Consider the following 23,750-nt stretch of genomic DNA (forward strand, 5'->3'; position numbering starts at 1 on the left):
GGATGTGTAGCAATGCAATATCGCAGACTAGGTAGAACAGAACTTAATGTATCTGCTATTGGAATCGGTACTTGGCAATTTGGTGGTGAATGGGGCCATGCGTATACCCAAGACGAGGCAGATCGAGTATTACATACAGCAAAAGAAGAAGGCATTAATTTTATTGATACGGCTGAATGTTATGGAGATCATTTGTCCGAGTCCCTAATCGGAAACTTTTTAGCTCATGATAAACGTGAAGACTGGGTCGTTGCAACGAAGTTCGGTCATCAATTCCACTCTCATTTGAATCGGACAGATCGATTCGATGCGGAACATGTGCTAACACAGTTGGACAAATCACTTCTCGCGTTAAAGACAGACTACATTGATCTATATCAATTCCATTCTGGAAGCGATGAAGCCTTTGATCAAGATGATCTTTGGACAATGCTGAGCAAGCAAGTTGACGCAGGGAAAATTAGACACCTTGGCATCTCTTTAAACAAGAGCAACAGCATGCATCAAACGACACGTGCCCGTTCCGTTGGTGCCAGCACGATTCAAATTGTTTACAACCGCCTAGAGCGTCAACCAGAACAAGAGGTATTCCCTGCGTCTGAGGCAGATGATCTTGGTGTGCTTGCACGTGTCCCACTTGCGAGTGGTTTCTTAAGCGGAAAGTACAAACCGGGAGTAACGTTTGCTGACAACGATGTAAGAAAACGCAATGAAGGAATTGAACTAGACGAAACACTAAAACAGGTTGAGTTCATCCAACAAAATGAAGTTCCGGCGGATGTTCCAATGGCACAATGGGCGTTGGCTTGGTGTCTTCGTCACCCTGCTGTCGCTTCTGTTATCCCAGGCTGCAAAGATGAAGCCCAAGTTCGCAGCAACGCTCAAGCTGCTACCTTGCTGGATGCGGATCATCCATTAGTTATTAATAAATAGTATGAGATACACGAATAGACCGGTTCCATGGAACCGGTCTACTTTAGGTCGCTCACTTTTACCATGTGGAGAAAATCCTGTTCGTATATAATTCCCTCTTTTTCTATGCACGTGCTCAGCTCTGTTTCAAGCATTGCTCGTACTACCTCAAACAGAGAAGAAAAGAAATCATTCAGCATGAGCCGGGATGTATCTCTTATACACGGCATGAAGTATAAGTAGAAGAAAAATTGGGACGATCCATACAAGGAAAGAATATTGGAGGATATATTGTAGGGAGAGGTCAGGAATAGGAATGAATTGATTGGTTTCAAGATTCACCCATAGAAATAAGCGAACCGTCAGATCATGTGTTGCTTGCATAATAATAGCGATAGCTGCAGGCTGCCATGTACGATATTTTCGTAACAAATACACGCTCATGATAATATTAATAACAACAATGAGATATAAAGAAAACAAAAAGCTGATATATGCAATAATCGCACTGCTAAAGAGCGCAGCATAGGCATGATGCTTACGCAAACTATGCGCGACGACTGTTAATAAGCAAGACCAGCCAGTTAACATCAATAGCAACACAACCCATGGTATTGACACAGCACTGATGAGCGGCAGTAGATAAGAAGTCAATCCAAAATGACCGTGAAACACAAGAAACAGTACGATGTTAAATCCAATAAACGTCATAATCAATGCCCATAACGGAGTCCGTTTGCTCGTTCGCTCTCGAAGAATAGGGTCACATTGTATCATTTCAACGGCTTTAGCAGCACTCTCTTCTACACTGTAACCGCGAATGGTATAGTCACGGGATAACGTATATAGCTGTTTCTTTGTTCTCAGTATGAGCGAAGAAGACTCTTCTGAGGAACCCAGCCGCTGAGATAACCGCTCCAAGTATCGTTCAATAACCTCCATCGTTTGCCCCTTCCTGTTCTAAAATCGCTCGTGTAGTCAAATGTAACATATATCTCCCATTATTGGGAAGGTAATCATGACATATTTCTACAAAATTCTGCATATATGCATACACAAGTCGATCCAATAGCTTCAACAGGACGAACATAGAGAGTGAATCAATACGTTTCATTATACGACAATAGCTATTTCTTGTTCAACGGACACAGGCCATCTGTGCAGTGCCCTACTGGGATAATCATTCTGCCTCCGGCAATCCAACCATAAAGCTTTTTCCCAACTGCTGTCCTAGCCAGCAACGCAAGCACTGGGTACAACGGCCATAATGGAGGCACCAACTTAGCAATGGATGCAACCGCATAAATTCCCGATTGAACGGAGTTCGATGCAACCCATTTAACATGCAGCTCCTTCTCTATCTGCTCCATGCTTACACCATACTGCTCTAACGCGACTATAAGCTCCGGCTCACGTATCGATACAAACTGAAGGGATTTGAACCAATCCAGCTTTAACAGTCGCTTATGAATTTGTTGGCACAAAGGACACCAACTGTCATACCATACTTCCAGCTTCTCCGTGCGATTGGTATTCATAAGGACTACCCCTTTCTTATTAAAGATCAGCCTGAGCACAATATAATAACGATATGAGGTTAACCAGATACATAGTTACATATAATTTATTATGTAAACATGTTGCTATACTTACTTTATCACTTACCATATCTTATGCACTACCCGCATCAGGAAATGTTAACTTTCATCGCTCGATATCGACTAGCTATTTACAGTATAAAAAATTGACAGTCATCTACTTTTTATCACTTCATTCTTAACAACGGCTTGCTTATATTCTTGCGCATAAACAAAAAGAGACCTATCTGTAGATAGACAGGTCTCTAGCACTGCATGCATCAAATAGAAAATTAGAATATATCGTTAGCGTCTTACATATAAAAGTTTCTTTTACTCAATCAAACCTGCTGTAAACATAGCGAGATCAAGATGTGCAGCGGCAATTCGAGTGCGTTCTTCGTCACCCAACGTGCTCAATTGTTCTATCGCCGACTTCATATTTCCGATATTTTCTTTTACAGCATCTAATTCCACATGTTTAAACACTTTTAAACCTGCCTCTAGATCAAACAAGGGTAGCTTATAGTATGCAACAATATCCTGGGATAACGCTCTACGCTGATCACTGCTCAGCCCATTCACATATTCCAGATTCCCATATTTCGAGTGGAATTCATTATTGAATTTCGTAAGCAGCACATGATAGTCCGACTTCCACTTTTCTAGAGCAGTATGTTCTTTCTCTTTCTCGTCTTGCAGTCGTTTCTCTGCTTCTTGTTGTTGCTTCGCTTCTAATTCTCTCTGTTTTTCACCTTCTAGGAATTCTTCATAGCCTCCCTCTTTGAGGTCATGCCATACTTTCTCATATGGATCGATCCACACACCATGAATTTTATAGATCAGCTTTTCCGTATCCACCCCGTTGGCTTTCGCAATGCTTGCCGCAGACAATGCTTCAGGATACATTTTAACCTCATATAATTTTTGAGCGGCTGCTGCAAAATCTTCTGGCGTATAAATGGTAGTAAGTGCTGCTGCTTTATTTTTAGATAACAAATAGTTGAATCGTTTGTTGAACTTGCCTTTATCCTCTTGTTCGAGAACATAATCAAGTAACCAATAGTTGTATTGGCTCGTTTGCAGCAACTGTTTGTTCCACTTATCTTTATTTGCTTTAAATATGTTCATGCCTGTCGAATGATGTAACTGGTCAAAATGCATCACCATTTGTGCAAGCACTTCTGGCTTTTTGGTCCCACCCTTAGCATTGTAGTGCTTTAGGATAGAGCTTACCCAGTGGTCAGCAGAATTTTTGAGTTCTTTCTGACGCGCGCGTACATTTGCCTCAGCCTTCGCAACTACTTTCTTACGCGCCGCAATGTTGTTCTGAATCGCTTTAGAAGGAGGTCCGAAGTAGAATATCCCTACTTTTTGATTATAAAGACCATATCCCGTGCCCTTCTTAATAAAATAATGCTCACCATAATAGCGATCCCCTGTCATATTGCTTTTATCAGGATTTGTGATGACGATGTTGTTACTGTCGCTTAAATGACCTTCGCGACGGCTGCTGCGTGAGGTTGCGGTTCCCCATACTGTCGTCTGCTTGAAGCCATGTCTTAACTCTCCTGCGATGTCGTAGCGGTTTTCATCAATCGCTGCCTGCAATTTTTCCAGCGAAGCCTCATATTCACGGGTTGCTTTATTAAGGTTGCTCTCTCTTTGCTTCATTGTTTGCTTCATGCTGTTATCGATAGCAATTTTGTCAGTAACAAATGACGAAGTATGGCTCACATATTTGGTCTTCGCATTTACGATCTTCTCAAGTATCTCCATCGATACGTATACATTTCCTTTGTGACTTATGACAGGATGTTTTACAGATATCGACTTACCGTTAAGCGAAATAGTCTTGCTGCCTACTATCATCTCTAGCTGTTGGTTCTCCAGGTCTTGCATTAATGTTTTCGAACTAACATCATACGTTAATCTCATCGGTATAGCTTCATTTGCGATATGGTGGGTTACATACAGCATTTTATCCTTCGATATGTAAGAATCATTGCCTATTAAAAAGGTAAAGCGCTTGTTCCACTCCAATACATTGTTCTCATGTACGATAATCGACGCTGATTGCGACGGATTGGCAGCTGCCACACGACTGTCTAACGCGAACGTACATAACATGATGATGGTCACCAAGCTTGCCAGCCAAGACTTTCTTCTCAAGTTAACCCCTCCGTAATATCTTATAATCTAGGAAAATAGAACCACCCTTTATCATACCACATGTTGGGAAACAGAGAGGATTAAAATGTTAGATTCAGTGTTAAAACATATATTATATACATAATTATTATTATGTTAACATAATGAAATGAATAGTTGATATTGTTGAAGGACATCTTCAAAGTATTTATTAGGAGTGCAGCATATATTCACTAGTAATCAATAAATATTTTTTTAATCTCTATTTGACGGGTACATAAGCAAGGAGTTGTTCTTTTATAGAGCCGATTTTATTCAAACTTCTCAATCCAGTTTTCAAGATCTTGATTAACATGAAGATACTCTTCATGACTAATTTTTATATCAATACCAGATACAAAGTAATTCCCACAATTTTTCATCCGTAATATTAGGTTGGTCCTGCATTACATACTCCGATGCCCAATCCGAAACTTCTTCTCTTTCTAACTTTCCATCTAAAATCATTTTTAATTTATAAATTATATGTTCAGTTGTTGGAGTGCCCATTTTCTCACCGCTCCCAATATATTTTCCGTTTAATTACAATTGAAACACATGATTCCTTTAATCAACTTGCTATTTTTATGCAATTAAACTCTATTATTCTCCATATTCACGTGCTTAATCAATCAAATAAAACAACGTTCTTAATCCTCATCTATTTATCAATACTATGACTAACAAAAACCCGTAAGAGTCACTTTCTTAAAGTGTCTATCTTACGGGTTACAGTTTATCGCCTATTAAAGTCTTAAAGTTAACTTTCCTCAATTGAGCATTACAATCCCAATTTAAAGGTTTGTAACCAGAAAAGTACCATGGCATCCCCTTCTTTATCCATGCATTTCGATATTCTTCTGCATTAAACCCTTCTTCTTCATCATCTACACCATATTCAACTCCACAACATCCACAAATTTGGTAAGATGGGCTGTTATCTTCATCATATGCTGCTTCTCTTAATCCATCATATCCACATATAGGACAACTAAATTTCATTCAAAATCATCCTCTTCAGGATATACATCGGTATACTCAATATTGTTATTGATCCTCTGTTAATTTGAACAGGTTCTCATTCTTTTATAATGATCCATTCTATTTACAGCATAAGGAATTGACAAGTCTCAACTTTTTTCCATTTTATTATTAGACTCTGTATTGCCAGCACTTAAATAGGTTTTTTCTTAACTTGTAACCGGATGAAATTCATTATTAGATAACGTAATAATTATTATGTAAACTAAATGTTTGATGTATGTTTAACTACACCCAGCAAAAAGAGCTGACGATTAGCATCTCTACCGACGCAACCTTCAGCCCATAACTAACTTCCCTAGTTAGTACTAAAACTTTTCTAGTCAAATGTATAAAGTGAATGTTTTCACTTGAAAATCCATGCCTTTTATTTCTCGCATTAAGCATAATAAGCATTCATCAGTTTCTGTGTTTCTTGCTGCCCTTCTTCTTTAAGAACTCCTTGCTCTGTCCAGCAAGCGCGGCAAGTTTCTTCGGTAGCGCAAAGATGTTTGTCATCACACATGTAGCATAATTGAAGGAAGTTACGTGTTACGTTCTGCTCTTTATAGTCAAAAGTTGTGAATGTTCTCATCATTATCACTCCTCTTCTGGATTGATTTCACTATACCATGAATGTTGAATTTTATATGTGAATTAAATCACAATATTGAATCAAGAAATGTGCTCCCCCTTTTAAAGGAAAGCACATTCGTTGTTAAGGTATCAACCACATATAGATGGGAACGAATAAAATAGACGTAATGACACCTGCTAATCCCATGGCCAGACCACTAAAAGAACCCTGTTCTTCAGAATTAGCAAGACATCTTGCCGTCCCGATGCCGTGAGCTGCCGTTCCCATTGCGAGTCCGATCGACATATCATCCTGGAAGCCGAACTTTTGTAGTATTGTAATGCCAAATACACTGCCGAATAACCCAGTGCATACACTAAACACAGCCGCAAGTTCTGGTATACCGTTCAGCACCTTAGAAATCTCAATAGATATTGGAGAACTGACGGACTTTGGCAGCATACTGAGGATAATCTCTTGTACATCCGTGAGCAGCCACAAAATAAGCGCTACACTGACTATACCGATAACAGAACCGCATATAATCGAAATCATTATTGGTTTGAATTGTTTCGCAATCTGTTCCCGATGCTTGTATATAGGGACGCCTAGTGCCACAGTCGCTGGTCCAAGCAGCATAGATAGCCATTCTCCTCCAGCTGAGTAAGCTTCTAATGGAATGTCCGCTGCAACAATGATGGCAATCAACAGTCCTGCACTAATTAAAATGGGATGAATCCAAGGAAAACGCGCTTGTACGTAACGTGCCAATAAATAAGCACCGATTGTAGCAGCAATACCTGTTATAATAAGAAGTAGTTCACTAAATGTCATAGCATTCCCTCCTCTCTCTTCTCCATTGGAGAGGAAGCAGGCCCTTGAACCTGTTCAACATCGATTGACGGTTGTGATTTCCAGCGACGTGCAGACCACGCAGTAACAAGTAAGACTGCTGTCGTACTGCCGCCGATGCCAGCTAAAATGCTAAACCAGTGTTCACCTAGCAGTGGTGTAAATGCGATGATGCCTACTACATACGGAATAAAAAACAGCAGCATATGCTTCAATAGAAAATGGGCAGCTTGCTCTACCCATTCTAAGCGGACCCAACGCATATATAGGGCAAATATGAATAATAGTAAGCCTATTACATTGCCGGGCAAAGGAATATATCCAACATGCTGAAGCCATACCCCTACAAGATGAAATGCAGCTAAGATGATAAATCCGAGCAGGCCGTACATACTCCATCACCTTTCATGTTATGTATTGAACTTGTGTTGAACTTGTGCAATTTACAACATTGTTATTATACTACGATAAGGAGATTACCATGTAACTTATTTCACGATTATCACGCTATTTATGAATGACTATATAGATGAAAGAGGAGAATCACAATGATTGTTAAGACAGAGCAAGAAATCACAAGTTTGAAAAAGATAGGCCACATCGTCGCGCTGACGATTCAAGAAATGAGAAAGCATACTCGTGCTGGTGTGACAACGCGTGAATTGGATGAGATCGGTGCCCGTGTACTTGAAGAACATGGGGCATTGTCAGCACCTAAAGTAACCTATGACTTCCCAGGCTATACTTGTATTAGCGTCAACCAAGAGGTTGCACATGGCATACCAGGCGACTATGTTATCAAACCAGGAGACCTTGTCAATATTGATGTTTCCGCACAGTTGGATGGCTATTTCGCAGATGCAGGTCAATCTTTTCAAGTTGAACCTCACGATTCCAAGCTTACACAGCTATGCGATGATACTTACGAGACGATGATGAAAGTCATCTCCCAACTCAAGCATGGCGTGCGTCTGAACGAAATCGGCAAAACCATTCAGCAAGAAGCGAAGGATCGCGGCTATGCCGTTATCAACAATTTGTGCAGCCATGGTATTGGCAAAGCGCTTCATGAGTATCCTCAGCAAATATTGCCTTACTATGAAAAGGGAGATAAACGCACATTAAAGGAAGGATTGGTACTCACAATTGAACCCTTCCTATCAACGGAAGCGGACATTGTACTACAGCAAGCTGATGGTTGGACACTCAAAGTGCCTGACCAAAGTTTTGTTGCCCAATTTGAACATACGATTATCATCACGAAGGACGAACCAATCATCTTAACGGTTGTCTAATCAATATCTAAGCAAGCTAATGAATTGTAATACCGCTAAATAAAAATATGTCCCCTTACCTGAATGATGAAGGCAATGTAGTGGTGAACAGCCAACACCCGCATTAGCACAGTCACTTCAATAAGGGGACTTTTTATGTACAGTCGCTACACCTACATCCACATCGACAACTTCTGTGCCGCTTCCTCTTTCTGCTTATCACTAACATGCGTATACACCGTCGTCGTCTGAATCGATGAATGCCCGAGCATTTCCTGAACGGTTCGAATATCTGTCCCGCTGCGCACGAGCATCGTAGCAAAAGAATGCCGCAGCTTGTGGCAGGAATAAGAGCGTTTGCGCATCGTAGTTGCTTGCCCATTGTCTTGTTGGAAACGTGCAAAGGTTTGCTCCGCAATCAGCTGAATGTTACGGATCGATAGTCGTCTTCCCTGTTGAGATACAAATATCGCATCTTCTCCAGCACGTCGTGGTTGCTTACGCTCTTGCAAAGCTTTGTTCAGTTGTTGAATAACTGGCGCTGGCAGAGGTACCGTTCGCCACTTTCTCCCCTTCCCGAATACTTCGATGTAGCCTCGATCGGCTCGATAATCAGACAAGTTCAACCGATGAACTTCACTAACCCGCAAACCTGCATATGCCATCAACATCAACACAGCCATATTTCTCTCACGGTACTTCCCATCAGTTAGCTGCACGACACTTCGCAGCTCTTGCGGTTCCAAATAAACAGGCGCTCGATTCATTTCTGTCTTCGACTTCTTCACCTGAAGCGCTGGATTTGTTTCTGCCAAGTCAAATTCATTTAACGCCCGGTAGAAGCTGACAAGTGCGCAGTGCTTGCGATTGCGCGTCGAATCACTAACCCCTGCGGCTTTTACTTGTGATAAATAAGATACGATTTGCAGCTTCTTCGCATCCTGCACACGCTTACCTTGAAGGCTGCGCAAGAAACTATACAAGTCCCCGATATAATTACGCTCGGTGTAAATGGTATAACCTGCATTCGACATCCACAAACGAAAAGCTTCAATTTCTTCGGCATAATGTTCCGCTAACTCTGCTCTTGTCCAACTCTCCATACTTTTCTCCTTCCTGCTATAACTCTCTTCATCCCTATCCGAGTTAAGCTGTTTTCCCTACTATATCAACGTAAACACGCATGAAAATAACTGCATATAATCATTATTATACGCAGTTTTGGTTTATAGACGCAAATCATTTGTTTTATGAGGCGTTATACACGTTTAAAAGACCAAATTATATCCATTTTTTACTTAAATAAGAGGACTCGGAATATCCATATTTTTAAACGGACGGAATCAGATTAGGAGAAGCCCATCTCATTTAGAAAATAGAATGAATGAACACGTTAGAGTCTTTCTATAAACGTATAAGTTCCTACTATTGAAAAAGCCATAGTGCTAATCAGACATAGCACTATGGCTTGACTCATTATTGATATTCATAGGTTTGAAGCAGACTACCCTACAGTGAGGTTATGGTGATTGTAATTACAATAGTGCAAGCTGGAGTCGACATAATATTCATATCTGCTCCACCGTAGACACGCTCCAATTCTTCTTTAGATAATTCAACCAGTTTGGAACCTGCAGGATTGTTTTCATGAAGGGAAGCAAGGATTTGATCACGGTTCATGTACAACACCTCATTTTTAGTTTTTTAATTACATGTTTATATTACCAAGCGACGAATCTATTTCACACTTCGCAAACTTGCATTTTTTTACATCATACAGATGCAAACGGTTTTTCCAACGTTAATACTGACGGGACCAGATTAGGTGAAGCCAATCTCAAGTATTGATACCCTATCCCTGAAAGTCCGGTAAATAAACCTGGTACCTCAATATGCCTTGCGGCGCCTGAACGATATTTCCCAAGCTGCTTTTTCTCTTGGAGAACGTTCATTCCAATCTGATTAGCTCTTTCCACCCATTCCGGACGCTGTAAGGACATACCCGCTAAGTAGAACAACTCTGCATTTCCCAGATCACCTTGAGAAAGAGAATGATTGTATCCCATTCCTGAACGAGCCGTTGCCATTACAGCCATCTCAATTTCTTGTTGAAACACAGGATCATCCACATAGGATCGATAAAGGATGCGACTTAATCCGAACCCAAACGCTCCATGTCCCCAAGAAGCAGAGCTTTGCCCTTCTTCACTGGATCTACTTCTTAAATCTATTCCGTTTTCCTTTAAATCATCAAAAAGAGAACGATCGTAGCAAAGTGCATCAAGTCCAGTGTCTAGGTATGCTTGGTTGGAGGTGACACGATGCAGGCGGAATAGTGACCAGGCGATCCCACTTACGCCGTGAGACAACCCAACTAACGGAGCTTGTTTCACGTTATTTGCAGCCATCCAACTTGTTCCGGAAGCGGTAAGTATCTTGTTGTTTACTAAATGATCGCCAAACTTAGAGGCGAGTTGAAGCGCTTCTTCCCATTCAAATTGTTCGTAAAGGTTAAGCAGTACCTGAATAACACCGGCACTTCCTCCGAACAAGTTGTAATACTGATCGTTCTCGACTTGATTACCCATATGTTCTAGGGATTGCCTCATATAAGACATCCATCTGTCATTTTCTCCGTATATGGCCACAAGATGGATTAATGTGTGCAAAATAGAGGATTTCCCGAAATACGAACTAGATAATGCATCGGCATGAGGAGGGGCTTTAAGAATAGATTCCATTGTTTCATTTACAATGCCCACGAACTCTGTATCCTTCGTCACGTGATCCAAATAAGCAAAAAACAAGGCGATGCCGCTAAGCCCGTTGTACAAGCCATGATTCAGAGCAGACACCTGCCACTGGCCATGATAATTGGTTTCCAGTCCTATCCACGTGGCATCATCTTTACTACCCCGGATGGCTTGTTCCATCAAACGATATCCAATGTTTTTCGATTCTTTGAGGAACAGATCAGCTCGATCTTCGGGAGATACATCTAATACCTCAGCCACATTCTCATAAACTTGGCATAGAGGACTATGTATCTCTGCATTACTCGCTATCGATCCTTCGATCCATGAGATTTGTTGTTCGATCACTTCCGCAGTCAGGCTTTTGATTCGAAACATGACTTTCTCGTAACTGGATTGGGAAAAATACTCGGGTATCCTTTCACCTGAACTGGCGATGAGATCCGTGCTCCCCGGTGTAGTTGTAAAAAACGGGATATCTCCTCCCCACAAGTCTTGTTTTTCGTAACGTATATGGCGTGAATCCAGAATTGTAAACCATAAGCGGTCCAACAGCTTTTCGCGCTCAATCATATCTCTCATATAGTCAGGATGATTCGTCTCTATGACAAAATTTCCGTAATAATTAGTCGCGCGAATCACAACTCGAATCGGATCATTCTTAAATCTGGTCAATGGGCTATTTCCAGCTGTCAGCTCTTCTTTGTTATCATAGATAATCTGAATCGCTTCCCTAAAGCCTTGGATGATGGCATCCACGTAATCGTGAGCCAATATCCGTTTTCCGTTTAAATGAGGAGTGTTCTGAGAACTCACCTCTAACATAGCCTTTTTGCGGACAAAACGCATCTCATCCGTGCCGTCATTTTCAATTCGCAGAACAGGATTCGGCAGTACCTGCTTATTGGTTGCATTGGTGTTGATCCCACTAAGGTCGATGCCGCGACCATCCGCACCCTGGAAATATAAACGCGGTAGCAGTGATGTACCGATCACGGAGTTAATAATCCTATACTTTGCTTTAGTATCAGCCGTTTCTTCTATCTTCAATTCCGGACTATGGTGGAAAATCGTTTCCAAATCTATTAATCTAGGGTGTTCCCCATCTGCAATCATATTTTCGTAGTGGAAATCAGCTCCATTGAGCGCGTACAAAACAGCGAGCAGACTACCCAGCCGCTTATAGTAGTGCTCCGCTTCTTGTTCTGTCTGGCAATGGCTATGTTCAACGCATTCTTCCCATGCGTGTTCTTTCCCGTACAGAATTAGATGGCTGGAAAGAGTAGGAGTAAACCCTTTTTCATTCATCCAATCCAAAAATCCAAAAAAATGACGAGCGATAGAAAGGTCTTTTGGTTTATAGAAGACGACCTTATTCGAAGCGAAGATAAAACGCATGACGGTGCGCCCTTTTTGATGAGAATCTCCCGATCCGGTCGAAATCGAGATCAACTTCTCGCCTTCTAGATGGAACATGCTTTGTATATTTTCCCAGTCAGCAGAAAACCGTTCTAGCGCTTCAAAAATGGACTGAATAAAATAGGAGGTGCGAATCATGAGCAGACGAGTTAAAACAGGATATTCCTTGTAGATAAATTCTAATGAGTCTGGATCAAGCAGTTTGCTTTTCACAAAATATTCATAGCGTGCCTCAGGGGTCTCCCCTTCTAATTCATTCATCTGTTTACTGATATACATTTCAAGCACAATGCTTCTTGCACCCATTTGGTTTAATCCCGCTACAAGGTGATGGAGGAGAGACGGTAATAATTGCTCAGTATCTACTCTCTCCAGTAATAGTGGATGTTGCTGAATAAATTCCGCGCATTTCTTTTTTGCCCATAACGTAAATGGTCGGTAGGCAAGACTAATGAGTAGTTTGTCCCCTTCTAACCAAGGCTCCGCCCGATTCAGCAATAAGGCCTCATCCAGCCATTCCATCCAATCTGGCTTATCTTTATCTTTCAAATGATAGGTATGAATCCACTCGTCATTTTTAGCCAACTCGATTAATTTGGCAAAGTCATTTGCCTCCATGTCCTCCACTTGCAGACGCTCTTGCCATGTGCGGTCGTTTAAGAGAGAAGCTTCTTTCCATTGTTGTATATGTTGTTCTAGGTCATCTTGAGCTATAGCAAGTTGTTCTATGTCCTGTATAAACGCTAATCTTTCTTTTATAGTCAACGATCTATAGAGATCATCTGATAGTTTTTTTGAATTCATCTCACTCGCAATAGTCAATGATCTACACCTCGCTTGGACAATGGAATGAATACGTTAGAATCTTTGCAAAGAACATTCAAGTATGAAGAAGTCCCTGTTACTAAAAAAACATAGTGCTATAAGACATAGCACTATGGTGTGACTATTATTGGTATTTGTCCAACACCTCGTTTTGGGATTTTTTAATTACACTTTCATAGTACCAAGTGATAAATTTATTTCATACTTCGCAATCTTGCATTTTTATAGATGTAATTTCGCCATTTCCGCCTGTTGACTCTGCATTTGGTTCTTGTATAACTGATAGTACAACCCCTCCCTCTCCAGTAGTTCCTGATGATGACCCATTTCTGCAATCTGCCCCTCTTTCATGACAACAATCCGATCCGCATGAACAACAGTACTCAGACGATGGGCAATAATCACTTGTGTGCATTTTAATTGCTGCAAATTCTCTTGAACACGCGATTCTGAAAGCGTATCCAAAGCAGAGGTAGCTTCATCGAGGACTATCAATTTCGGTTGGTTCACCAAGGCACGAGCCAGAAGGAGCCTTTGCCTTTGACCACCCGAAAAGTTGATGCCTCCCTCAGAAATCATCGTATTGTACCCAAGGGGCTGCTTGAGAATATCTTCATGAATATCAGCTAATTGAGCGGCCCGAATGGTATTTTCTACAAAAATATTGTCGTTAAATAGTTTGATATTGTCCAACACAGTACCATGGGACAACCGCGTCTCCTGCAGGATTGTACCAATTTGTCTGCGTACAGCGTTCAAGTCTAGCTCTTCTATCGAAATCCCATCAAACTTGATCCTTCCCTCTGTCGGAACATACAGTCCAAGAATCAGCTTGGCCAGCGTACTTTTTCCGGAACCGGACTCGCCGACGATCGCCACCTTCTCTCCAGACTTGATATGCAAGGAAACAGCAGCTACATTGTTAGGACCAAAAGTATCATACGTAAAAGATACGTCTTCCAATTCTATCGATCCCTTAAAATCATCCAGTGTTCTTCCACCCTGCTCCTCCGACTTACTCTCCATCACATCCTGCAATCGCTGCGTATAGGAACCTAATACGAGAAATTGCGAGTATGTCATCACAATAGAAAAAATAGGAATCATAAAAGAGACAGCTAAAGCACTAAATCCAAGGAGTTCTCCTAATGTAAAAGTCCCTTGCAATACATAGGCCGAACCTACCCATAATAAAATTAGTGGGGTGCTGAGTTGGATTCCAGAGCTGAACGTATCCAGTATGGATGTATACACGCTTTGCTTCTGCGACACTTCCAACTGGGAGGTAAATAAATTACGCCAATGTTCAAATACCTTTTTCTCTGCCCCTAACACCTTGATATCACAAATGCCATAAATGCTTTCCGTCAAATAACTTTGTGTTTTCGTTTGAGCCGAAACGTGTCGATCAGACAACTTTCGCAACAGATGGCTGCTTAAGAGCAGCGTACCAGCCACGACCATACACAAGAGCAAGACCATCAATGCAAGTTTCCAATGGAGAGAGAACATTATAACAGCATAGCCGACAACAAGTATTAGATCGATGATGATCGAGAGCACGCGGGAAGACAGGATTTGTCTGATTATTATATTTGAATTTGCTCGAAAAATAAGATCACCGCTCGTCCTGCTCTCAAAAAACGAAAAATTCAAATGAAATAGCTTCGAGATAAAGGTGGACATCAGTGATATATCCATGGAGGTTTGCAGCTTCGCAATGAGGTAGCCCCTAAGCAGTGAAAATAGCTGATGAAATAAGTAGAGTCCAAGAATCGAATAGCCTATGACGCTCCATTGTGAGCTATCTTCCTTTAAAATAACCTGATCTGTCAGCCACTGTGTCAATTTAGGAGTAACTAATCCGACTCCTTGAAGCAAGAGAGAAGCAAGGAGAAGATAAGTCAGAAGTTTTCGCTGCTTTAAAATGTGGATTAGCAAAAGATTTATCCTTCGCTTCTTCGGTTGGGAGGTAAATGTATCATCTGGTTTGAAGGTTAATACGTAACCGGAGTAAGAGGTTTGGAATTCCTCTTTAGAGATGCTTCTTCTACTACTGGAAGGATCTAGAATGGTAACCGTTTTCTTATCCATTCGTTCCACGACCACATAATGTTTGAATTCCCAGAACACGATGTAAGGCATCGACAATTCGGGCAATTGATGAACTTCTGCTTTGTACGCCTTTCCTATCATGTGAAATTGTTTTCCGATTTCAATTAAATGATAAAGTGACGAGCCTTTTTTAGAAGATCCAAACTGATTGCGCAATTCAGTCAGCGTAACATGGTAATCGTGGTAACCCAAGACCATGGCAAGGCAAGCTAAGCCGCACTCGCTGTGTTCCATTTGTTCAATAAACGGGATTTTCTTTCTCATATGAATCATGTTCCCCTTCGGAATGATTACTTTGATTAAAATCCAGTTTGTCTAACCAACCAAAGTGATAAGCGAGAATTCCTATTTGAACTCTGGAAGATATTTGACATTTTCCCTTTATGGAAGCAATAATCTCTCCCACTCTTCTACGACTGACAAACAGTTTCTTAGAAATCTCTACATCTTTTAATCCTTTCGCTATCAGAATCGCTACTTCTTTCTCCTTCTGAGTAAGACATACACTCATCATATCACCTCCTATCAATTGGAAAATGATTGCTGGCTATGTTTTACATGCAGTTAAGTTCTATGGTAATGAGTGTTGCAATTTTTCCGTAAACACCTCCGTTTTATGGAATAAGAAAAAGGGATTTGCATACTAGTCATGACTAATATGCAAATCCCTTTTTAATTCTGATTATATCTTAACGCCTTACTTCGTCTCACTGCTAACGTTAATTTGAGCTTTCTTTTTAGCGCGAAACTTACGAAATAGGAACCAGACCAATGCAATAACAAGGAAGAGTACGAAACTGATAAGTGTAAAATATTCATTAATTACATTTTCAGCTAATGAACCATAAATATAAAACAGTATCCCTACAATATAAAACTTAGCTGCTCGTCCGATTGCTGCATAGCCCATCAATTTCCACAAGGGAAAGTTCGTACTACCTGAAAGAATGGTAAAGATTTTAAAGGGAATGGGTGTAAAGGATCCTAGAAAAATAGCAGCTTCTCCATGTTTATTAAACATTTCAGATGCGGAATCGACCCACTCTTTTTTGAGTATTTTGTTCAAAAATGATCGCCCTGCCACTTTCCCAATCCAGTATCCAATTGGCGAGCCCAATAAACATCCGATAAATCCAACAGTAGCCAACCATAACGCATTGGAAGGGTCAACCATACTTAAAGATATTTGAGTAAAGAAAGCTGGTATCGGGAAAATAATAGCATCAATAAAAGAATGAAACATCATACCCCATATCCCAAAATCTTTTAGAAAGTTCAATATAGAATCTACCATTCAGTTGTTCCGCTCCTCATTTGTTGTGTCTATTCAATATATTCGTTGATTAATTGTTTCCGTAATTCCATCTACTCGGTCATCACTATTACTTCCCGCTTTATCATAATCAACGAAAATGAACAAACGCCGAAGAAAATCTGAATTAATTATTAAAATTTCCTGAAAGAAATCCTCATAACTTTTATCTTACCATAGATATGACGTTTAAATCTCTTCGACTACTTTAAGATTTTCAACTTTATATTGGCTTCTTACTTTTTTTTCATGGGATGACAGTACAATATTCGTTGATGGTGTTCCGTATTTCATAGCTTCATCAATAAATCGCTCTAAACTTTCCACAGAATGCGTAGCCACTTTTGCAATATAACTTATTTCTCCCGCTACGCGATAGCATTCCATTACATCAGGATGATTGTTGCAAAAATGAGACAGCGCTTTACAATCTTTTGATTCAAACAAAATGAGCGCCATGATGTTGCGATCTAATTTTTTCAAGGACACACTTGCGTGGTACCCTTCAATGGTATGATTATCTTCAAGCTTCCTTACTCGCTCAATAACAGCAGGTGATGATAAATGAACAATCTCCGCCAACTCTTTCATCGAAATTTTAGCGTTTTTCTGCAGCTCTTCTAGTATTTTCTCATCTATTTTGTCCAAATCTATCCCTGCCTTTCTTTATAAAGCATTTTAAGGTAATAACCACTGTAAGTAAAGTTACACGAAACATTAACCGTATTCAACCCATGTGTTAAGCGGTTGTTATTATCTAAACTAAAGGCATAGGAGGCGATGAGATGAAAAAAGTATTATTATTGTTGGCGGATGGCTTTGAAGCTGTAGAGGCAAGTGTGTTTACTGATGTGTTTGGTTGGAATAAGTGGGAAGGCGATGAATCTACAGAATTGATCACAGTCGGCTTACGCAAGCAAATAAAGAGTACTTGGAACTTTACGATTATAGCTGAACAAGTAGTTAGTGAAATCGATCTTGAGCATTTTGATGCACTAGCAATTCCTGGCGGGTTTGAGGAGGCTGGTTTTTATGATGACGCCTATGATGAAAGGTTTCTTGATGTGATTCGACATTTTGATGCTAACCAAAAACCAATCGCCTGTATTTGCGTAGCATCTCTAACCTTAGGTAAAAGCGGAATCTTGCAAAATAGACGGGCTACAACCTACAGTCATCCATCAAGCCATAGAATAGATCAATTAAAATCATTCGGTGCAAATGTACAGAACTCACCTATCGTTCAAGACGGTCATATTATCACTTCATCGAATCCAGCTACTGGCTTCGATGTTGCGTTTCTACTACTTGAATCATTAACTTCAGTAGAAAATACTAAACGTATTAAAGAATTAATGGGGTTTAATAATTGAAACAAAAATAGGGCTTATATTACTGAAAAGATAGTAGTATAAGCTCCTTTTATCTGCTCTATTTGTGATCTTTCTTTAAAAATATAAGGACTCGTGGTCTATTTGAATTTGGGATATAGTTGTGTACACTGATACTAATAGTAGCTGATTAATTGATTTCACACCTTCACAATCTACGATATACTCCACGATATGACGATAACAGACGTCTTTACTTTCATTGATCAACACAACTGAATCGCATCCGTATCATTCATCATAATCACCCATTCTATCTTACTGTCAGACAAACTGTTTCCATCACCTCACTACTGAGACTACGCTAAGATTTCCATACATGTTAACCGATTTGTGAAACACTATGCGTAGCTTGAGTTTGGAAGAAAATTATTTAATACGTAAGACAACACACAAACAACCTTGCTCTTTTTCCAAGGGCAAGGTTGTTTATTGAGGGCTTAGTCACACTTTACTAAATATGAACTAGTAAACTACATCTTTTTCAGATTAAATTTATTATCAGATAAAATTTTTTATAAATAAGAGTTCACAACTCTATTTCTTTGATCTATAATAAGATCACTTATGAAGGGGGGTGAGTATGAACATAGTCCGCTACTAACATATATGGAGGTGTGCACACTAGCAAATAACGATAACGTTCATAGCATGATTGCTTCCTCTTGCAAGAGAGTTGATAGCAATAACTGCTCTGAATCTAATCCAATTATCACAAAACCCTATTAGGAGGAATAATAATATGATACAAACACGTACTTTGTTAAATCCTTTCAAAAATGTCCCTTTCCTTGCAGCATTCGCAATGACATTGCTGCTCGCTATCGTTTCTCTCGTTTTCGCACAACAAGCTTCTGCTCACGGTTATATCGAAGCTCCACAAAGCCGTTCCTACAAATGTAAATTAACGACCAACATTAACTGCGGCGCAGCACAATACAATCCACACGACCAAGAAGGCCTTAAAGGTTTCCCAGCGGCTGGACCTGCTGACGGTCAAATTGCTGCTGCTGGCAAAGCTTCTTACGCTGCGCTAAATGAGCAATCCCCTACTCGTTGGGATAAAGTTACGTTGAATGGCGGACCTAACACATTCACATGGCACTTAACTGCTAACCATGTTACAACAGACTGGAAATACTACATCACGAAACCAGGCTGGGATCCTAGCCAACCATTGAAACGTTCTGATCTTGAATTGTTCTGTTCTTACTACGATGGCGGTGCTAAACCACCACAAAAAGTTTCCCATTCCTGCAACGTTCCTACTGACCGCTCTGGCTACCACCTCATCCTTGGAACATGGGATGTTCATGATACAGCTAATGCCTTCTACCAAGTTATCGACGTTAACCTAGTTAACAACGGTTCTGGCCCACAATTACCATCCGTTCCTGGCAACATCACTTCTATTGTTCAATCTCTTAACAGCATCACATTGAACTGGTCTGCTTCCAATGCATCTGCTGGTATCAGCTACTATGAAGTTTTCCGCAATGGTGCACTTGTAGGTTCCCCTACTTCACCTTCATTTGTAGACACTGGCTTGCAAGCTAACACTTCTTACACATACACAATTAAAGCTGTAGACAATTCTGGTAATAAATCTGCTGCTTCCGCACCTGCTTCATTCACAACGAATAATGGTGGTGGCACAACTGCTCCAGCATGGAGCACGACTCAAGTTTATCTTGGTGGCGCTAAAGTAAGCTATAACGGAGCTATTTATGAAGCTCGCTGGTGGACTCAAGGCGAAACTCCGGGCGTAGCAGCAGTTTGGAAACAACTCTAATAAACTATTTCTAACCAGACACAGCCTTGCTCCTTTTTTACGGAGCAAGGCTGTTTTATGACTACTCAACTTTTATAGATGTACAAGCATATCTGTTACTTTTGTTTATTAAACTATAGTAGCGTAATTGTCTACGAATAAGAGTAAAGGAGTGTTGTTTACATGGATGCATTGGATTTAATCATTTTAAACCTTGAAGAAGTTAGACGTAGAAGTATAAGAGTATGGAAAGCTATCCCCCGTGAAATGCTGCATTGGAAACCTGATGAAGAAGCGCTTACTTGTGCTGAAATGATTAGACATTTATTACAAGCTGAGTTTCTGTATCAGCATGTCCTTATAGGGAGAGGCGGTAAGTCACTCTCCGATTTGTACAACCCCTTTGCATCGAAAACATTCATATCTGTAGATGATGAACTCGAATTTTCACAGCCTTATCGGGAGAAATTCCTCGCATATGTAAAAACAATTCATACAGATGACTTAGAAAAAATACAAATCGACCTCTATGATTTAGGTGGTTTTATTAGACCACTTGGGGATATGCTATTACGCATTGCTTACCACGAATCGGTTCACACAGGTCAGTTGTTAGATTACATGAGAACGATGGGAATTGACCGCCCTAAAATATGGGACTAATCGTTTTGAAAAAGACTTTAACTTTGTTAAAGTCTTTTTTTATTCAACTAGAAAGCAGATCAGAATTCACGACATATACATCTTCCCCCTCAAACTCCTACTTAATCCCACTTAAAATAGTGTAGATCCATTTCTTCAGAAAGTCCTTATGTGATTGAAGGTGTGCGCGATTTACCAAGTAACGCAGCACTCTCACGTTCATGCCTTTAGCAAACCTTTATATTATTTTTACATAAACTTTATTGTTTTCTAGAAAAATCAAGTTTACAATTACAAGTGTAATATATAAGTGATTGGAAAGATAGTTTGATGGAATGGAGCAAAACTTTCGCAAAACCATCATGAAAGGAGGTGAACGTTATCAGGGGCTTCTAGCGATGAAGGAGGTGTCTTGGAGCAACTGACCTAGTTATTGCACGCTTCAGCATCATCTGCAACAAAGATGAGCGGTAGCAACATAAGCAAGTTTGAAATTTGCTTACGATACCCAGGTTAGGAGGAATATTAATATGATAAACACTCGTGCTTTGTTACATCCTTTTAAAAACATCCCTTTCTTTGCAGCATTCGCGATGACACTGCTGTTGGCTCTCATTTCACTCGTTTTTGCTGAACAAGCTTCAGCGCATGGTTACATTGAATTTCCGCAGAGCCGCTCCTACAAATGTAACTTAACGACAAACGTTAACTGCGGCGCCATACAATTCGCTCCACACGACCTTGAAGGGATAAAGGGATTTCCAGCAGCTGGTCCAGCTGATGGACAAATTGCTGGTGCGGGTAGGAATCTTTACAACGCACTTAACGAGCAATCGGCTACTCGTTGGGATAAAGTAACCCTGAATGGCGGACAGAACACATTCAAATGGAATATAATTATTTCCCATGCAGCAACGGACTGGAAATACTATATTACAAAAAAGAATTGGGATTCGAATCAACCGTTGAAACGTTCTGATCTTGAATTGTTCTGTACGTACACGGCTGGCGGCGCTAGACCATCTCAAAAAGTTTCCCATACATGTGACGTTCCTACTGATCGCTCCGGTTATCATGTCATCCTTGGTACATGGGATGTACATGATACAAATAGCGCTTACTACCAGGTCATCGACGTTAATTTGATTAACGATGGTTCTGGTCCTCAGCTACCGTCCATTCCTGGCAACATCACTACTATCGTTCAAACCCTTAACAGCATTACATTGAACTGGTCTGCTTCCCATGCATCTGCTGGCATCAGCTACTATGAAGTATTCCGCAATGGCGCACTTGTAGGCTCTCCTGCTCAATCAACTTTTGTAGACACAGGCTTGCAAGCTGGGACATCTTACACATACACCATTAAAGCAGTAGACAATTCCGCTAACAAATCAACTTCTTCCTCTCCTGTAACGTTCACCACAAATAACGGTGGAGGCACGATTGCTCCAGCATGGAGTGCGGCTCAAGTATACCTTGGAGGCAACAAAGTTTCTTACAATGGTGCTAACTACGAGGCTCAATGGTGGACACGAGGTGAAACCCCTGGTACAGCTGTAGTTTGGAAAAAAATCAGCTGATAGGCAAAATACATGACAAATACCCTTGCTCCTTTTTCTCCGGGCAAGGGTATTTTATGTTGAAATGAGTCTATTCTATTGGAAATTGGACAACTACTTGCCATATAGGTTTCTCTTTTTTTGAATACTTATAATAATACTACGTCTCATCTATCAAACAAAGATTAGATTTATTCTTAGATAAAATTTTTTACAACAAAGAGTTCACAACTCTATTTCCATGATTTATAATAAAGTCATTGTGAGAGGAGGTGAACTTTACCAGTTAGTTACTTGTGTGAGGGAGGTGTCTAGACAGAATTGTAACCGATAACATTCATGCAATGCTTATGCTTCATCTCTTATAAAGGATGTTAATTCAATAAGCACATTAAGCTTTGAATGCACTTATCCCAAATTCATGTCAGGAGGAATCATAATATGTTACAAACACGTACATTGTTAAATCCTTTTAAAAACGTCCCTTTCCTTGCAGCATTTGCAATGACACTGCTATTGGCTCTTATTTCTGTTGTGTTTGCTGAGAAAGCTTCTGCACACGGTTACATTGAGTCGCCACAAAGCCGTGTCGTAAAGTGTAATAAACTTATTAACCTTAACTGTGGAGCTGCACAATACAATCCAAATGATCTTGAAGGTCCTAAAGGCTTCCCTGCAGCTGGTCCTGCTGATGGTCAAATTACTAGCGCAGGTAGAGGTACATATAGCGCGCTAAATGAGCAAACAGCAACGCGTTGGGATAAAACAACACTAAGTGGCGGTCCAAACACATTCACATGGTTCCTAACTGCTAATCATGCTACTACTGACTGGAAATATTACATCACGAAACCTAACTGGGATCCGAACCAGCCTTTGAAACGTTCTGATCTTGAACTATTCTGTACTTATACAGATGGCGGTGCAAAACCACCTAAAACTGTATCTCATACATGTAACGTCCCTACTGACCGCTCTGGCTACCACCTCATCCTTGGAACATGGGATGTTCATGATACTACAAATGCATTCTACCAAGTCATTGACGTTAACCTAGTTAACAATGGTTCTGGCCCACAACTTCCATCCGTTCCTGGCAACATCACATCTATCGTGCAAACGCTTAACAGCATCACATTGAATTGGTCTGCTTCCAATGCATCTGCTGGCATTAGCTATTATGAAGTATTCCGTAATGGTACACTTGTAGGCTCTCCTACTTCACCTTCATTCGTAGACACAGGCTTGCAAGCTAATACGTCCTACACATACACAATTAAAGCAGTAGACAATTCCGGCAACAAATCAGCTGCTTCGGCAGGCGCTTCTTTCACAACATTAACTAACGGTGGCGGTACAACTGCTCCAGCATGGAGTGCAGCTCAAGTCTATCTTGGTGGCAGCAAAGTATCTTACAACGGCTCTGTTTATGAAGCACAATGGTGGACACAAGGTGAAACACCTGGTACAGCTGCAGTGTGGAAAAAGCTATAATCTAAGTTAATAGGATAGCCAAACAACCTTGCCCTTTTCTATGGGCAAGGTTGTTATTATTAGT

Annotated in this window: 22 protein-coding genes; 7 read left to right on the top strand and 15 right to left on the bottom strand. The window is 40.5% G+C overall.

Features of this window, described 5'->3' with window-relative positions; genetic code table 11:
- The first annotated feature begins 12 nt into the window (after positions 1 to 12).
- Positions 13 to 933: an aldo/keto reductase gene (locus NQ117_RS03375; RefSeq protein ID WP_258276593.1), complete on the top strand. Its 921-nt coding sequence runs from the start codon at positions 13 to 15 to the stop codon at positions 931 to 933.
- Between the two features lie 168 nt (positions 934 to 1,101).
- Here NQ117_RS03375 and NQ117_RS03380 read toward each other — a convergent pair whose 3' ends face one another.
- The 8 genes from NQ117_RS03380 to NQ117_RS03415 all read right to left on the bottom strand — a co-directional run bounded on the left by NQ117_RS03380 (position 1,102) and on the right by NQ117_RS03415 (position 7,520).
- The gene (locus NQ117_RS03380) at positions 1,102 to 1,854 is read right to left on the bottom strand and encodes a hypothetical protein (RefSeq protein ID WP_258276594.1); all 753 of its coding nucleotides are present in this window, start codon (positions 1,852 to 1,854) and stop codon (positions 1,102 to 1,104) included.
- Positions 1,855 to 2,039: 185 nt separating this feature from the next.
- Entirely contained in the window at positions 2,040 to 2,450 is a 411-nt protein-coding gene (locus NQ117_RS03385; RefSeq protein ID WP_258276595.1) for a thiol-disulfide oxidoreductase DCC family protein, read from the bottom strand.
- Between the two features lie 372 nt (positions 2,451 to 2,822).
- Entirely contained in the window at positions 2,823 to 4,661 is a 1,839-nt protein-coding gene (locus tag NQ117_RS03390; protein ID WP_258276596.1) for a stalk domain-containing protein, read from the bottom strand.
- Positions 4,662 to 5,024: 363 nt separating this feature from the next.
- The gene (locus tag NQ117_RS03395; RefSeq protein ID WP_258276597.1) at positions 5,025 to 5,189 is read right to left on the bottom strand and encodes a hypothetical protein; all 165 of its coding nucleotides are present in this window, start codon (positions 5,187 to 5,189) and stop codon (positions 5,025 to 5,027) included.
- A gap of 219 nt (positions 5,190 to 5,408) precedes the next feature.
- Positions 5,409 to 5,681 (bottom strand): hypothetical protein, encoded by a 273-nt coding sequence (locus NQ117_RS03400; RefSeq protein WP_258276598.1) that lies wholly within the window; start codon positions 5,679 to 5,681, stop codon positions 5,409 to 5,411.
- A 418-nt stretch (positions 5,682 to 6,099) separates the two neighbouring features.
- The gene (locus NQ117_RS03405) at positions 6,100 to 6,297 is read right to left on the bottom strand and encodes a hypothetical protein (RefSeq protein ID WP_375163016.1); all 198 of its coding nucleotides are present in this window, start codon (positions 6,295 to 6,297) and stop codon (positions 6,100 to 6,102) included.
- A 120-nt stretch (positions 6,298 to 6,417) separates the two neighbouring features.
- A complete protein-coding gene (locus NQ117_RS03410; RefSeq protein WP_258276599.1) occupies positions 6,418 to 7,110 on the bottom strand; it encodes an LrgB family protein in 693 nt (230 codons plus the stop codon).
- Positions 7,107 to 7,520 carry a CidA/LrgA family protein gene (locus tag NQ117_RS03415; protein ID WP_258276600.1) on the bottom strand — a complete coding sequence of 138 codons (414 nt, stop codon included), beginning with the start codon at positions 7,518 to 7,520 and terminating at the stop codon, positions 7,107 to 7,109. The genes NQ117_RS03410 and NQ117_RS03415 overlap by 4 nt, the downstream gene beginning before the upstream one ends.
- A 156-nt stretch (positions 7,521 to 7,676) precedes the next feature.
- On the opposite strand from NQ117_RS03415, the gene map reads away from it, so the two are divergent.
- A complete protein-coding gene (gene map, locus NQ117_RS03420) occupies positions 7,677 to 8,423 on the top strand; it encodes a type I methionyl aminopeptidase (protein ID WP_258276601.1) in 747 nt (248 codons plus the stop codon).
- Positions 8,424 to 8,575: 152 nt separating this feature from the next.
- Here map and NQ117_RS03425 read toward each other — a convergent pair whose 3' ends face one another.
- The 7 genes from NQ117_RS03425 to NQ117_RS03455 all read right to left on the bottom strand — a co-directional run bounded on the left by NQ117_RS03425 (position 8,576) and on the right by NQ117_RS03455 (position 17,474).
- Complete coding sequence (locus NQ117_RS03425; RefSeq protein ID WP_258276602.1) at positions 8,576 to 9,505, bottom strand: tyrosine-type recombinase/integrase; 930 nt, start codon at positions 9,503 to 9,505, stop codon at positions 8,576 to 8,578.
- A 406-nt stretch (positions 9,506 to 9,911) separates the two neighbouring features.
- Positions 9,912 to 10,082, bottom strand: a complete 171-nt coding sequence (locus tag NQ117_RS03430; protein ID WP_258276603.1) for a mersacidin family lantibiotic — start codon at positions 10,080 to 10,082, stop codon at positions 9,912 to 9,914.
- Between the two features lie 92 nt (positions 10,083 to 10,174).
- Entirely contained in the window at positions 10,175 to 13,396 is a 3,222-nt protein-coding gene (locus NQ117_RS03435; protein WP_258276604.1) for a type 2 lanthipeptide synthetase LanM family protein, read from the bottom strand.
- 225 nt (positions 13,397 to 13,621) lie between these two features.
- Positions 13,622 to 15,778, bottom strand: coding sequence for a peptidase domain-containing ABC transporter (locus tag NQ117_RS03440; protein WP_258276605.1), 2,157 nt, complete (start codon positions 15,776 to 15,778; stop codon positions 13,622 to 13,624).
- Positions 15,753 to 16,025 carry a response regulator transcription factor gene (locus NQ117_RS03445; RefSeq protein ID WP_258278159.1) on the bottom strand — a complete coding sequence of 91 codons (273 nt, stop codon included), beginning with the start codon at positions 16,023 to 16,025 and terminating at the stop codon, positions 15,753 to 15,755. The genes NQ117_RS03440 and NQ117_RS03445 overlap by 26 nt, the downstream gene beginning before the upstream one ends.
- Positions 16,026 to 16,211: 186 nt before the next feature.
- Positions 16,212 to 16,808: a YqaA family protein gene (locus NQ117_RS03450; protein WP_258276606.1), complete on the bottom strand. Its 597-nt coding sequence runs from the start codon at positions 16,806 to 16,808 to the stop codon at positions 16,212 to 16,214.
- Between the two features lie 207 nt (positions 16,809 to 17,015).
- Positions 17,016 to 17,474, bottom strand: coding sequence for an Lrp/AsnC family transcriptional regulator (locus NQ117_RS03455; RefSeq protein ID WP_258276607.1), 459 nt, complete (start codon positions 17,472 to 17,474; stop codon positions 17,016 to 17,018).
- Between the two features lie 137 nt (positions 17,475 to 17,611).
- On the opposite strand from NQ117_RS03455, the gene NQ117_RS03460 reads away from it, so the two are divergent.
- From NQ117_RS03460 to NQ117_RS03480, 5 genes are all read left to right on the top strand, one after another.
- Positions 17,612 to 18,199 carry a DJ-1/PfpI family protein gene (locus NQ117_RS03460; protein WP_258276608.1) on the top strand — a complete coding sequence of 196 codons (588 nt, stop codon included), beginning with the start codon at positions 17,612 to 17,614 and terminating at the stop codon, positions 18,197 to 18,199.
- 760 nt (positions 18,200 to 18,959) lie between these two features.
- The gene (locus NQ117_RS03465) at positions 18,960 to 20,009 is read left to right on the top strand and encodes a lytic polysaccharide monooxygenase (RefSeq protein ID WP_258276609.1); all 1,050 of its coding nucleotides are present in this window, start codon (positions 18,960 to 18,962) and stop codon (positions 20,007 to 20,009) included.
- Between the two features lie 162 nt (positions 20,010 to 20,171).
- Positions 20,172 to 20,651: a DinB family protein gene (locus NQ117_RS03470; protein ID WP_258276610.1), complete on the top strand. Its 480-nt coding sequence runs from the start codon at positions 20,172 to 20,174 to the stop codon at positions 20,649 to 20,651.
- Between the two features lie 509 nt (positions 20,652 to 21,160).
- The gene (locus tag NQ117_RS03475; RefSeq protein WP_258276611.1) at positions 21,161 to 22,213 is read left to right on the top strand and encodes a lytic polysaccharide monooxygenase; all 1,053 of its coding nucleotides are present in this window, start codon (positions 21,161 to 21,163) and stop codon (positions 22,211 to 22,213) included.
- A 420-nt stretch (positions 22,214 to 22,633) separates the two neighbouring features.
- Positions 22,634 to 23,686, top strand: coding sequence for a lytic polysaccharide monooxygenase (locus tag NQ117_RS03480; RefSeq protein WP_258276612.1), 1,053 nt, complete (start codon positions 22,634 to 22,636; stop codon positions 23,684 to 23,686).
- Positions 23,687 to 23,750 lie beyond the last annotated feature (64 nt).

Source organism: Paenibacillus sp. SC116 (assembly GCF_024733555.1).
Taxonomy (GTDB): Bacteria; Bacillota; Bacilli; order Paenibacillales; family Paenibacillaceae; genus Paenibacillus_B.